The 13,351-nt window shown below is 65.8% G+C and carries 12 protein-coding genes; 8 read left to right on the forward strand and 4 right to left on the reverse strand.

Annotated elements, in window-relative coordinates; all coding sequences use genetic code 11:
- Positions 1-250 precede the first annotated feature (250 nt).
- Positions 251-1,774 carry an NAD(P)/FAD-dependent oxidoreductase gene (locus CF68_RS19980; RefSeq protein ID WP_035822062.1) on the reverse strand — a complete coding sequence of 508 codons (1,524 nt, stop codon included), beginning with the start codon at positions 1,772-1,774 and terminating at the stop codon, positions 251-253.
- A 119-nt stretch (positions 1,775-1,893) separates the two neighbouring features.
- On the opposite strand from CF68_RS19980, the gene CF68_RS19985 reads away from it, so the two are divergent.
- On the forward strand, positions 1,894-2,364 hold the full coding sequence (locus tag CF68_RS19985) for a pyridoxamine 5'-phosphate oxidase family protein (RefSeq protein WP_035822064.1): 471 nt from the start codon (positions 1,894-1,896) through the stop codon (positions 2,362-2,364).
- On the forward strand, positions 2,361-3,692 hold the full coding sequence (locus CF68_RS19990) for a GAF domain-containing protein (protein WP_035822066.1): 1,332 nt from the start codon (positions 2,361-2,363) through the stop codon (positions 3,690-3,692). Before CF68_RS19985 ends, CF68_RS19990 begins: the two co-directional genes overlap by 4 nt.
- A 95-nt stretch (positions 3,693-3,787) precedes the next feature.
- Here CF68_RS19990 and CF68_RS19995 read toward each other — a convergent pair whose 3' ends face one another.
- The 3 genes from CF68_RS19995 to xseA all read right to left on the reverse strand — a co-directional run bounded on the left by CF68_RS19995 (position 3,788) and on the right by xseA (position 7,623).
- The gene (locus CF68_RS19995) at positions 3,788-5,164 is read right to left on the reverse strand and encodes an alginate export family protein (protein ID WP_235205825.1); all 1,377 of its coding nucleotides are present in this window, start codon (positions 5,162-5,164) and stop codon (positions 3,788-3,790) included.
- A gap of 280 nt (positions 5,165-5,444) precedes the next feature.
- Entirely contained in the window at positions 5,445-6,026 is a 582-nt protein-coding gene (sodB, locus tag CF68_RS20000; RefSeq protein WP_010812260.1) for a superoxide dismutase [Fe], read from the reverse strand.
- Between the two features lie 211 nt (positions 6,027-6,237).
- On the reverse strand, positions 6,238-7,623 hold the full coding sequence (gene xseA / locus CF68_RS20005; RefSeq protein WP_035822070.1) for an exodeoxyribonuclease VII large subunit: 1,386 nt from the start codon (positions 7,621-7,623) through the stop codon (positions 6,238-6,240).
- A gap of 1,064 nt (positions 7,624-8,687) precedes the next feature.
- Here xseA and CF68_RS20010 point away from each other — a divergent pair.
- From CF68_RS20010 to adk, 6 genes are all read left to right on the forward strand, one after another.
- Entirely contained in the window at positions 8,688-9,308 is a 621-nt protein-coding gene (locus CF68_RS20010; protein ID WP_035822108.1) for a MotA/TolQ/ExbB proton channel family protein, read from the forward strand.
- A 21-nt stretch (positions 9,309-9,329) separates the two neighbouring features.
- Positions 9,330-9,761: a biopolymer transporter ExbD gene (locus CF68_RS20015; protein WP_035822073.1), complete on the forward strand. Its 432-nt coding sequence runs from the start codon at positions 9,330-9,332 to the stop codon at positions 9,759-9,761.
- A gap of 151 nt (positions 9,762-9,912) precedes the next feature.
- A complete protein-coding gene (gene lpxK / locus CF68_RS20020) occupies positions 9,913-11,016 on the forward strand; it encodes a tetraacyldisaccharide 4'-kinase (protein WP_035822075.1) in 1,104 nt (367 codons plus the stop codon).
- Entirely contained in the window at positions 10,997-11,203 is a 207-nt protein-coding gene (locus tag CF68_RS20025; protein WP_013955684.1) for a Trm112 family protein, read from the forward strand. The genes lpxK and CF68_RS20025 overlap by 20 nt, the downstream gene beginning before the upstream one ends.
- A gap of 9 nt (positions 11,204-11,212) precedes the next feature.
- Complete coding sequence (gene kdsB, locus CF68_RS20030) at positions 11,213-12,022, forward strand: 3-deoxy-manno-octulosonate cytidylyltransferase (RefSeq protein ID WP_035822078.1); 810 nt, start codon at positions 11,213-11,215, stop codon at positions 12,020-12,022.
- A gap of 382 nt (positions 12,023-12,404) precedes the next feature.
- Entirely contained in the window at positions 12,405-13,070 is a 666-nt protein-coding gene (gene adk / locus CF68_RS20035; RefSeq protein ID WP_035822081.1) for an adenylate kinase, read from the forward strand.
- Positions 13,071-13,351 lie beyond the last annotated feature (281 nt).

Raw genomic sequence — 13,351 nt, forward strand, 5'->3', positions numbered from 1 at the left:
TGTCCGACGAACTGGTTCGCATCGCCCAATCGCCCGTTCAAGGCGTTCTGCGCGCAGCAGTCGATGTATGTCGACATCGCGGACCGCCGCCAGTTTCTAGCCGAGTTGCCGAAGGAGGATGCGCGCTGGAAGCGGATCTCGCAGCTGGCGAAGGAATCCTGACTTCGCTCCATCGTGGATGACATGCGAGAATGGCTTTCCGACGGATACTGCTCCACCCGACTAACGCCATCGCAACGCGGTGCAAGCTTCAGGGCGAGACCGATGCGTGTTCCTCAAGCAGGCGTCGGAGGTGCAATTCTTCGGGTGTGAACGTCGAGGATCGTATCGCCCCGAATGCCTCGGCCGCGGCTCGCGTCCGCACTGGTGCATCCTCCAGATGGTCGGTGCCTTGCAACCGGAATGAGACGGGCGACAGCGGGCCGAACAGTAGCGCGCGCTCCAGGTGAGGCCAGCGCTCCAGGTCCGGTTCCACCCCCGCATGACGAGCAAGGGAGACCGCGAGTTCGTGCGACACCGGCTGCTGGCCACGTTCGCGCATTGCGCGACAGGCTTCGAGACCTTGCTCCATCCGGGCCCGCGATGGCATGGCGACATGGCCAGCCAGTACGTATGCGATCCAGCGGGCCTGCAGTTCCATCACCGGCAGGTATGGGCCCACGAGATTGCAGAGGCCGACAAATGCCAGGCCCTTGAGGTCTGGATGGAAAGTGTGCGCGTAAAGATCGAGACTCGTGCCGTCGAAGTTCAGGATCCTCGCGATGGTCGGATCCAGCCATGGCAATGACAGGCCGTAGCCGGTACCAAAGAGGATGGCATCGGGTCTCGCGTGGCTACCGTCGCTGAACAGCACAGTACTCCCGTCGATACGCTCGATCCAGGGACGGACGATGATGCGGCCTTCGGCCACTGCCGGGAGAAAACCCTGTGACTGCGACACCCCGGCCGCGAAGAGATTTCCGGCCGGCACGGGCGCACCAAACTGGTCCGGACTGCCGCCCGCCTTCAGCACCGCCGCCTTGAGCCCCTCAGCAAGCGCCTCGGGCGGTAATGCTTCCAGTGCCAGCGCCGCGGCGCGGTTGAACAACACGTGTTCGGCCGGCACACCCGCTATCAGCTTGGGAACGATATAGCGCTGACGACGGTAGGCCGACGTGACACGGGCTCCGCCATAGGCCAGATCGGAGGCGATTTCCAACGCACTGATCGAGCAACCGGCCACCACCACGGCATGATTCCGGTAGCGCTCAGGCCCTTCATATTGCGACGTATGCGCGATGCCAAGCGCGCCGGTAAAGCTTCCCACCCCGGGTATCTCCGGTACAAGCGGACGGGCCTGGGCTCCCGTGGCCACGATGACGTGGCTGAACGTCTCCTCCACCATGCCTTCCGCGGTCCGGGAACGGATACGCCAGCGGCCATCCGGCGCGGCCTCAAGAAGCTCGATACGCTTTCCAAACCGGATGCGTCGCACCAGACCGAACCTGTCGGCATAGCGCTCCAGGTAAGCCAGCATCTGATCCTGTCGGGGATAAGTCGCCACGTCCGATTCATGATCGAGATCGGAAAAGGCCGACATGACGCGGCTGGTGTTGGTGCGCATCCCGGCCCAGGTCGCGCTCGCCTCGGCAGCCGGGTTCCATTGACCGCCCAGTCTCTCGCTTGCCTCAAACACCATCGGATCAAAACCATGTTGCGCGAGCCAGCGGGCCGAGACCAGGCCCGCTGGCCCGGCGCCGATGATGGCGACAGTCTTCTCATTCGGATAGTGCATGCCGGAGCTCCCCTTTTGTGGCAGGTCCGGAAGTTATAATCCGCGCCTGGAAACGATGTCGCTAAATGGTTCCTAAGCAGGGGCGCGAGTTTCCTAAAAAATAACGAAAAGGGCACACCATGCGGCTGTCAGAGGAGATCAGGCGCTTTATCGCGAGCCCGGTGATGATCATCGTCGGCACGCGAGACACGGTGAACCGGCCGTCGATCGGCCGGGCCGTCGGTGCGCGTGTCGTCGATGAGGAAAACGTCGAACTGGTCTTGTCCGCCTGGCAATGGCCCGCAACGACTTCCAACCTGTCCGCCAATGGTCAGGCCGCGGTCACTTTTTCGCGGCCCACGGATTATGTGTCCTACCAATTGAAAGGCACTGCCCAGCTCCGCGCCGCGGCACAGCCAGACCTGGAACTCTCGCGCCGCTATCAGGCCGAGATGGTTGAACTGTTCAGCGGTCTCGGCCTCCCGGCCGAACTGGTCATGCCGTGGATGTCCGAACGGGAACTGACGGTTGCGCGTGTCCTCGTCAGGGAGGCCTATGTCCAGACGCCCGGCCCCAAAGCCGGCACTGCTGCCGGGACGGACGTCGCATGATCCAGCTCCTCGATCTCGATGACTGCTTCGAGGGCGTGATCCCCTCGATCATCGCCACGACCGCGGCCGACGGCACGCCCAATATCTCCTACCTCTCGCATGTCGTACTGGTGGACGATACGCACGTGGCGATCTCCAACCAGTTCTTTGCCAAGACGGCCGCCAATATCCGCGCCAATCCCCAGGCTTCCCTGCTCCTGGTCAGTGCCCGCCACGGCGGACAGTTCACGCTCGACCTCACCTGGGTCTCGTCGCGAGATGAGGGCCCGCTGTTCGAGCGCGTGTCGAACCAGTTGCGAGCAAGCAGCGCACAGGTAGGCATGGCCGGGATCATGCGCCTCAAGGCGATCGATATCTTCCGGGTCAACGCGATTGCCGCCGTGACATCCACGGTCGAGCTTGCCCGTACAGGCCCTCCGTCGCCGGCGCCTGACCTCGCCGCCCTCGGTCGTGCAATGAAGGCGATCAGCGCGCAGCACGATACCGAAGGGGTGCTATGCGCAGCGCTCGATGCGTGCGAGGCCCTGGGCTTCAGCCAGGCGATCGTCTTACTTGGCGACAATACGCGCCGCCTGCTGACCACGGTTGTCAGCAGGGGCTACGAGCGCTCCGGCGCTGGTGCGGAAATTGCCTTTGACGACGGCCTGATCGGCATTGCCGCCGTCAGCGAGCACCCCGTCAGGATCAATGACATGAGCCGGGTCCGCCGGCTGGGCGCTGCCATAGAAGGCACCAGCCCTGCCGATGAAAACCGCACCAGGTCCATCGCGCTGCCCACCCTGCCGGATGCGATGAGTCAGATGGCGGTTCCGCTGATGGCGCAAGGGACCTTGCGTGGCGTGCTGTTCGTGGAAAGCCGCCAGCGGCTTGCATTCTGTGCGACGCACGAAACGGCAATGGAAATGATCGCGCACCAGTGCGCCACCGCGCTGGCGCTTTGCGAAGCGCTTGCGCCCGATGGCCAGCCGGCGATGCCCTGCCGGGCGCCGGAACTGCCGCGTGGCCGGGTCATCCAGGTAACCCATCACCGCTTCGACGATAGCGTGTTCATCGACAATGCCTATGCCATCAAGGGTGTCGCGGGACGCCTTCTCTCCTTCATGCTGCGCGCCTATATCGAAGAAGGCAGGAGCGAGTTCACCAATCGGGAGATCCGCCTGGCGGACTCGCTGAGGCTGCCGGAAATCAAGGACAATCTCGAAACGCGCCTTCTGCTGCTGCGGCGGCGCCTGGATGAACGAAATCTGCCGGTCAGGCTGATCCATGCGGGCCGTGGCCAGGTCAGGCTGGTCATCGATGGCGTACCGGTGCTTTCGACTAGCGGGTAAAGTCGCAAATCACTGCGCTGCATTGGTGTCGCTGCGTTCCGCGCATGGGACGCTCGCACGGTAAGCCGCGCATGTGCCGCATGGCACCCGCCGCATCAGAACGTATAGCCGAGCGCCAGGTAGAGAAAGCGCGTGTTGTGTCCACCAACAGCCTTCAGCGTCCGGCTCTCATCCACGTACACGGCGCCGCCATTGACCAGCACATGCCGGCTCGCCTGCCATGCAACATCCACGGAGAGCTGGCTGCTGCTGTACTGGCCGGAGCGGCCCGCGGTGCCGGGAACCGGGATGCCAGACGAGGTGTAGACCGCGTCGTGCGTGGTTGCCCGCCAGATGAAGTCACAGGCAAAGGTCAGCTTGATGCCGGCCGCGGGAACCAGCGTCAGCGACGGCTGGATATCCAGCACGTTGGAGGCGCCGATCAGGCCGGCCTGGTTGAAGTAGGCCAGCTTGGGAAACAAGCCGTTGTAGGTGCCGATGGTGCCGTCATGCGGATTGCGGTCACCGCTGCCCATGGTCGCCTTGATGCCTGTGCGCGGGCGCCAGGCCGAAGCCGCGAAGGTGTACCCGGTATCGGTCGAGAAGCCCCATGCGCGGATCTGCTGCGAGGCCAGGCTGCCGAACTGGACCAGCGCCTCCCAGTCCCAGTCCCAGCGGCCGTGGCGGCCGGACAGGCGGCCCCCGAGCGAATGCCGCCGCTCGGCGCCGCTGCCATCGCTGAACAGCGCGCGGTCATTCTCGAAACCGAGGTAGTAGAGATCGGCGGAGGTTGCCGGCAGGAAAGCCGCCGGCATCGTCGCATAGACGCCCCAGAAGCCCTGTGCCTGGTTGGGCCGGTCGTCGAAACTGCCGTCCTTGAGCAGCACCGGACGCGTGGCGAAGGCATCCACGCGCGCGCTGCCCAGGCTTGAGCCAAGCCTCAGTCCGTCGAAGGCGCGCCGCACATTGGGGGCATCGCGGATCGAAACCAGGCGCTGCGCGCCGAACGCCATTTCCTGCCGGCCCACGCGCACCAGCAGCGGGTCCTGCGCGGGCGCCGGGAGCGGCACGCGCAGGTCGACGAATGCCTGCTGCACATCGAGCTGGTCGACATAGGGCGGCGTGGTGACGTCCTTGCCCATGGCCAGCTGGTTGCCCAGCTGCACGAACGCGCGCAGGGATTCACCGGCATGCAGGTCGGCATGCAGCAGCGCGCGGTGCATCAGGTAGCCATCGCCACGCGGACCCGGCACGCCGAAATTGCTGGCCGAGTAGTCCTCGAAGCGCTCGCGGATCTCTCCGCCGAAGCTCACGAACCAGCCAGGACTGCCGAGCGGCACATACTTGGCTGGATCCCAGAAACCCGTGCGCATGGCCGGATCGCGCAGGTAGCGATAGTCCTCTTCATAGCGCAACAGCTTGAACGGGGGCGGCACGCCCGGCGGGGACGGCAGCGGCTGCGCGCTGGCGCCGCCGACGGCGGCGAGCAGCAAGAGTGCGACGGGCAGAGCTGCCCACGGACGGCGCGCACCGGCGGGGCTGCAAGAGGAACATGCCTTCCATCGGGCCATCGGGCACCTGGCTGCGGGAAATGGCCGGCATACGAAGTACACGATGGCACGGAGCGCACGGGGACGCACCGAAAGCTGGCGGCCGGATACGGACAAATATGGACGATCCCGCAGGCAGATTCAAATCCAATCCCGCCCCGTGCGCACCCAAAAACAAAAAAGGGCCGGATGGCCCTTTCTTGCTGCAAGGATGATCCGCGGATCAGCCAGCGAAGTTCTTGCCGGCGAAGTCCCAGTTCACGACATTCCAGAATGCCTCGACGTACTTCGGGCGGGCATTGCGGTAGTCGATGTAGTAGGCGTGTTCCCACACGTCGCAGGTCAGCAGCGCCTTGGCGTCGGTGGTCAGCGGCGTGGCGGCGTTGGAGGTCGAGACCAGGTCCAGCGAGCCGTCGGCCTTCTTGACCAGCCAGGCCCAGCCCGAACCGAAGGTGCCCACGGCGGTCTTGGTGAACTCTTCCTTGAACTTGTCGAACGAGCCCCACTTGGCGTTGATGGCATCAGCCAGCGCGCCGGTCGGCTGGCCACCGCCGTTGGGCTTCATCGAATCCCAGTAGAAGGTGTGGTTCCACACCTGGGCAGCGTTGTTGAAGATGCCGCCCGACGACTTCTTGACGATCTCTTCCAGGGTCGAGTTCTCGAACTCGGTGCCCTTGATGAGGTTGTTCAGGTTGGTGACGTAGGTCTGGTGGTGCTTGTCATGATGGAACTCCAGCGTCTCCTTGGAGATATGCGGAGCCAGGGCATCATGCGCGTACGGGAGCGGGGGGAGCTTGTGTTCCATTGTTCTGTCTCTGTGGGTTGGGGTTGTGGGTCCGGAATTGCCGATTGTAGGGGACTTGCAAGACCCGCGCAAACCGCGGGACAAAGCCCCCTGCTCCGATGTTAGTTTGTCCTGGCAGGGGTTTCCGGGGGGATTTCCGCCCGGCTTGCCTGGGCGTTTCGCGCCCGCCGCGGCATCGCGAATGGGAGGCGTTCGCGGGCCGCGCAGGCGCTCAGAAATCCGGCAGCTTGGCCTGCACGCCGGCGATCGCCAGGTCGGCCACACCTTCGGCCAGGTGCGCTTCGACCACGCTGCCGGCGCGGATCTCGGCGGGCGATCGCAGCGCGCGCCCGCGCTGGTCCAGCAGCACCGCATAGCCGCGTTCCAGCGTGCGCTGCGGCGCCAGCAGTTCCAGCGCGCCGGCGCTGCGCGCCAGGCGCTGGCCGGCGCGCTCGTGCTGGCGCACGGCGGCGGCCTGCAGGCGTTGCCACAGGCGGGCCACGTCGGCATGGGCGGCGCTGGCATCGGGACGGCACGCGCTCCAGCGCATCGCCAGCAATTGCTGGCGGTGGCGCTGCGACACCACCGTGTCACGCAATGCCGAACGCAAGTGTCGCGCCAGATTGTCGACGCGCGCGCGCCGCTCCTGCAGTTGCGCCTGCGGGCTGCGCACGCGCCGCGCCAGCCAGTCCAGGTGCTGCGCGCGCAGGTCCAGTCCGCGCCGCATGCACTGCGTGAGCGCGTCGCGCGCGCGCATCGCCTGCGCCAGCAGGTGCGCGCGATCCGGGCTGACCAGTTCGGCCGCGCCGGTCGGCGTGGGCGCTCGCACATCGGCGACAAAGTCGGCAATGGTGAAGTCGGTTTCGTGGCCCACGCCGGAGATGACCGGCAGCGCGCAGCGCGCAATCGCCTGCGCCACCACCTCTTCGTTGAACGACCACAGGTCTTCGATACTGCCCCCGCCGCGGCACAGGATCAGCACGTCGCACTCGCGCCGCGCGCTGGCCGCATCGAGCATGTCGGCGATCTTCTGCGCCGCGCCCGCGCCCTGCACCGGTACCGGATAGACCAGCACCGGCACATGCGGCGCGCGCCGGCGCAAGGTGGTCAGCACATCGCGCAGCGCCGCCGCCTGCAGCGAGGTGACCACGCCGATGGTGCGCGGATGCGCCGGCACCGGGCGCTTGCGCTCCGGCGCGAACAGCCCCGCCTGCGCCAGCTTTTCCTTCAGGCGCAGGAAGGCTTCGTACAGGTTGCCCAGCCCCGCCCGGCGCATTGCCTCCACGCCCAGCTGCACCTCGCCACGCGCCTCATACATGGTGACCACGGCGCGCACCTCTACCGCCTCGCCCTCGCGCGGCTGGAAGTCGACATGCTGGTTGCGCCCGCGGAACATCACGCAGCGGATCTGCGCACGTGCATCCTTGAGCGAGAAATACCAGTGCCCGCTGGCGGCGCGCGTGAAATTGGAAATCTCGCCGCGCACCCAGGCCAGCGGAAAACTGCGTTCGAGCAGCCTGGCGATGGTGTGGTTCAGCTCACCGACAGGGATGACATCGCGACCGCTGCGCGGCGCGGTGGAGGAAGGGTCACGCGAAAAATTCTGCAAGTCTGGCATGGCGCACTGTTGGCAAGCGGCGTGAATGGGACATGTCCACAGCATAACCGCTATGTCAAGGGGGTAGCGCTGATGCCGGCGCCCTGCCCCGAAAGGCGCATGGATTCGTGCAACCCTTTGATTCTTATGAGCTTTACGCGTAAAACAAAAATTAGGCAATATAACCAATTCTCTTTTGCATCAATCACTTACAAAGCGCCTGGCAGGCTTGTTCACAAAGTTATCCACAGCTTCTCTGGATAAAAGGGGACGTAAACCACACTTTTCCAGCGTAAGTGGCCCCAACCCCGCTTGCGGTCCCATGGAAAGCGACCGACCCTGCGCATGGCGTATCGCAACGTTGCCGGCCGTCCGCGGTGCAGCGTCCATGCTGCATTTGCACAATTTCTGGGCAGGACGATGGGAGGCCATAAAAATCAATGGGTTAACCTGCTTCTCCCGGATTTGTCCACAGGCCGTCCACAATGCTCTCCCTGCGGAATGTGGAAAAACCCGGATTCTGCCCTGGCTGCCTCCACATCGACCGCTGGCCGCAATGGGATACACCCGTTTGCCCGTTTTTTAAGCAGCCCGTGGTGCCACCTTATAAATCAAGCACTTAGGTGACCTCTCAGGCAGCTTTCCACAAGCGCTCCACAATCCTGTCCCGGCGCTGTGTGGAAAGCCGCACCGGAATGAGTGCCAGCACACCGACGCGCCCCGCCAGGTTGTGGAAAGCAGTGCCTGGCGGCGTGCACCATGCGCCGCAGGGTCTGCGACAGGCTTTTGCGCAAAATTTAAGCAGTGATATTTTTGCTCTTATGGATCAATGTGTTAGCACGCTTGTCAGGTAGCTTTCCACAATCGATCCACAACACTGTCCCGCTTTGCTGTGGAAATGGGCGATGCGTGGCCGAGACAGCGCCGGGTGCCGTCTTGCCGTGCGACAGGGCGCAGGTTAGAGTGGCGCCTGATTTTTCAGAGCAATGCCGGAGCGCGCGCCGCCAGCGGCCAGACGCGCATCAAGGCATGCCGTCCAGGTGGTTTGGGGTTTTGTTATTCGGTTGTCGATCCCGGGGGTCCAATTGTTTTCCATCATTCAAGCGGCCGGCTGGCCGATCTGGCCGCTGTTGCTCGCCTCGGTCATCGCGCTGGCGCTGATCGTCGAACGTTTTCTTACCCTCAAGCGCAGCAAGGTCCTGCCCGCCAGGCTCTATGAAGAGGCGCTGGCGGCCGCGCAGCAGCGCCGCGCCACGCCGGAAGTGGTCAACACGCTTGAGCAGAACTCGCCGCTGGGCCGGGTGCTGGCCGCCGGGCTGCGCCACGTGGTGCTGCAGCCGCACACCTCGCGCGATGCCGCCAAGGACGTGGTGGAGGAAGCCGGCCGCGTGGTCGCCCATGAACTGGAGCGCTACCTGAACGCGCTCGGCACGATCGCCTCGGTGGCGCCACTGATGGGCCTGCTGGGCACGGTGATCGGCATGATCGAGATCTTCGGCAGCCAGGGCGGCACCGGCGCCAGCCCGGAACAGCTGGCGCACGGCATCTCGGTGGCGCTGTACAACACGGCCTTCGGCCTGATCGTGGCAATTCCGGCGCTGATCTTCTGGCGCTACTTCCGCCGCCGCGTGGATGACTACGTGGCCGAGCTGGAATTCCGCGCCACGTCGTTCCTCGACGCGATCCTGCCGCAACGCCGCGCCTGATCGCCGAACGGAACGAACGCCATGCACTTCCGTTCCCGCCAGCGGCGCGAAGAGCCGGAGATCAACCTGATCCCGCTGATCGACGTGCTGCTCGTGATCCTGATCTTCCTGATGATCACGACCACCTACTCGCGCTTTACCGAGCTGCAGATCCAGCTGCCCGCCGCCGACGCCGAACGCGCCCAGCAGCGGCCGCGGGAGATCGTGGTGTCGGTGTCATCGCGCGGGGTCTACTCCGTCAACAGGCAGGTGATGGAGCAGAAGGACGTCACCAGCCTGGCCGACCAGCTGCGCGCCGCCTCGGGCACCAGTGCCGGCGGCCAGCCGCCAGTGGTGATCGTCAATGCCGACGCGCAGGCCAGCCACCAGGCCGTGATCAACGTGATGGAGGCCGCGCGGCTGGCCGGGCTGTCGCGCCTGACCTTCGCCACGCAGAGCGCGCAGCCGCGCTGACCCCGAGCGCCCTGGGCGCATGCGGCCGGCGGGCTTGCCGCATGCGCTGTGCAATGCCCATAATGGTTGAGCCGCCCGCGCCCTCAGAGGGCGAAGCCGCGGGCGCACTACAATCCCATCCCAACCACCGACTCCACCGCCCGCCGCGCCCATGCCCGTTCCCCGACATGCCCTTGCCGACTTCGTGACCGCCCAGTGGCAACGCCGCGGCTGGTTCGCGTGGGTGATGCTGCCGTTCTCGCTGCTGTTCGGGCTGATCGCGCGGGTGCGCCGCCATGGCTACCAGCGCGGCTGGTTCAAGTCGACGCGGCTGCCGATGCCGGTGGTGGTGGTCGGCAACGTGACCGTGGGCGGCACCGGCAAGACGCCGGCGGTGATCGCGCTGGCACAAGCGCTGACCGAGGCGGGGCTGCGCCCCGGCGTGGTGTCGCGCGGCTACGGCGTGGAACTCAAGCACCCGCGCCGCGTGAAGCCGACCTCGAAGGCGTCCGACGTAGGCGATGAGCCGCTCCTGATTGCGCGCGCCACCGACGTGCCGGTCTGGGTCTTCCCCGACCGCGCGCTGTGCGCGCAGACCATGCTGGTATCGCACCCGGGCGTCAATGTGCTGCTGCTCGACGATGGCCTGCAGCACTACAAGCTGCAGCGCGACTTCGAGATCGTGATGTTCGACTCGCGCATGGGCGGCAACGGCCTGCTGCTGCCGGCCGGCCCGCTGCGCGAGCCGCTTTCGCGCCCGCGCGACGCGACCCTGATCAACGACCCCACCTTCCGCGCCACGCCCGACCGCCCCGGCGTGTACGGCATGCGGCTGGAGCTGGACGACGCCTGGCAACTGAACGATCCCACCATGGCGCGGCCGGTAAGCGCCTTTGCCGGCAGGCGCGTGCTGGCCGCCGCCGGCATCGGCAACCCCGAACGCTTCTTCGCCAGCCTGCGCGGCGCGGGCCTGACGCCGAAGACACTGCCGCTGACGGACCACTATGACTTTGTCGCCGACCCGTTCGTCGACCATCCCGACGCGCTCGACGCCGACGTGATCCTGATCACCGAGAAGGATGCCGTAAAATGCGAGCGCTTCGACGACCCGCGCATCTGGGTCGTCCCCACCAGGCCCGTGATCGATGCCGGCCTGATCGAGAAAATCCGCCGCGCCGTGCTGGCGCAAGTCAAACCCGCGCCGACCGCGCCGGCAACCACGCCCGGAGCCGCAGGGCGCAATGAGGAACACCGAGATGGACAACCGGCTGCTTGAAATCCTGGTCTGCCCGCTGTGCAAGGGCAAGCTGGAATACGACCGCGCCGCGCAGGAGCTGATCTGCCACGCCGACAAGCTGGCGTACCCGATCCGCGACGGCATCCCCGTGATGCTGGCCGACGAGGCCCGCCAGTCGGTGCCGGGCCGCGTGGTCAATCCGGACGCCCCCGCCGCCGGCAACTGAGCGCGCGCCATGACCGTCCCCGCGTTCACCGTCGTCATTCCCGCGCGGCTCGCTTCGACGCGCCTGCCTGACAAGCCCCTAGCCGATATCGGCGGGCGCCCGATGATCGTGCGCGTGGCCGAACGCGCGCATGCGTCGTCGGCGCAGCGCACCGTGGTCGCCACCGATGCGCCCGCGGTGGCGCAGGCCTGCGCCGCGCACGGCATCGATGCCGTGCTGACCCGCGCCGACCACCCTTCCGGCACCGACCGCCTGTCTGAAGTTGCCGCCCAGTTGGGCCTGGCCGACGACGCCATCGTGGTCAATGTGCAGGGCGACGAGCCGCTGATCGAACCGTCGCTGATCGACGAGGTGGCGCTGCACCTGGCGCACCACGCCGACTGCGCCATCGCCACCGCGGCGCATCCGCTGCAGGACATCGCCGAAGTCTTCAATCCCAATGTGGTCAAGGTGGTGTGCGACGCCGCCGGCCGCGCGCTGTATTTCTCGCGCGCGCCGATCCCGTGGGCGCGCGATGCCTGGTCGGGCGTGCCGGCCGTGCCCGCGGCACTGGCACAGGTGCCGCTGCCCGGCATGCCGGTGCTGCGCCATATCGGGCTGTACGCCTACCGGGCGGGCTTCCTGCGCCGCTTCCCGACGCTGGCGGCGGCGCCGCTGGAGCAGACCGAGGCGCTGGAGCAACTGCGCGCCATGTGGCATGGCGAGCGCATTGCGGTGCTGCAAACCAGCGCCGCGCCGGCCCCCGGCGTCGACACCCCGGCCGACCTGGAACGGGTGCGCGCGCTGTGGGCGCAGTCGATGGCCCAGGAAGGGCCCTGATAAAACCGCCGGAAAGTGCCGCGCGCTGGCGCCTGCCCGCTCAGGTTCATACTGCTGCAACCTGAACCGGGGGGCGGATTTCGGGCCGATTTGGCGCCGCCTCATGGCATAATGCTTGCCGATACAGAGCCGCCCGGCCGGTATGCGCAAGCGTGCCGCCGGCCAAGGCTCGGTGGGGAGATAAAGATAGAGCCCGTCCGGTATGCCGCGCCGCCATCCCCCTGGCAGCCGCCGCCGGCCGTACGCGTGGGTACGCCTGAGCAGTGCTCGCGCTGAACGCAGTCAGAACGCATCAGGACCGCAGTAAGTCCTGCGTCAAGTTACGGCGTTACCCTCCTTCTGATCTCCCGCCATACAGATTAAAAACTCTGAGGACCCGTAAATGCGTTTGATCCTGTTGGGCGCGCCTGGCGCCGGCAAAGGCACGCAAGCCAAGTTCATCTGCGAGAAGTTCGGCATTCCGCAAATCTCCACGGGCGACATGCTGCGCGCCGCGGTGAAGGCCGGCACCCCGCTTGGCGTGGAAGCCAAGAAGGTCATGGACGCGGGCGGACTGGTGTCGGACGACATCATCATCGGCCTGGTGAAGGACCGCCTGAAGGAAGACGACTGCAAGAACGGCTACCTGTTCGACGGCTTCCCGCGCACCATTCCGCAGGCCGAGGCAATGAAGGAAGCGGGCGTGGCGATCGACTACGTGCTGGAAATCGATGTGCCGTTCGACGCCATCATCGAGCGCATGAGCGGCCGCCGCGTGCACGTGGCCTCGGGCCGCACCTACCACGTCAAGTACAACCCGCCCAAGACCGAGGGCGTGGACGACGAGACCGGCGAGGCGCTGATCCAGCGTGACGATGACAAGGAAGAGACGGTCAAGAAGCGTCTTGATGTCTATTCGCAGCAGACGCGTCCGCTGGTGGATTACTACTCGGACTGGGCTGCCAAGGGGGATGCTTCCGCCAAGGTGGCGCCGCCGAAGTATCGGAAGATTCTGGGGGTGGGGAATGTCGATGAGATTACTGGGCGGGTGTTTGAGGCATTGAAGTAATCGTTTCGACTGCTCAGTTTTACGCAAAGCGGCCTTTGGGCCGCTTTTGTTTTGGGCCATTGAATGGGGATGCCCCCGCGCTCTCGAGCGATATCGCATCAACGCGTTCGGCTGCGCTCCGCGCAAGCGCCCAATGACCGTCAGCGCATTTTGAGCCTGCGCAGCAGCCGTAGGCGTCCGCGCGATACGGCTGGCAGCAGGCGGCCTACGCCCTGCATGGGGATCGTCCAATAGTGGGTTAACGCAGGCACTGCCCCACACTCACATGGCGTAGCAGGGTC

The organism is Cupriavidus sp. SK-4, assembly GCF_000611125.1.
Lineage (GTDB): Bacteria > Pseudomonadota > Gammaproteobacteria > Burkholderiales > Burkholderiaceae > Cupriavidus > Cupriavidus necator.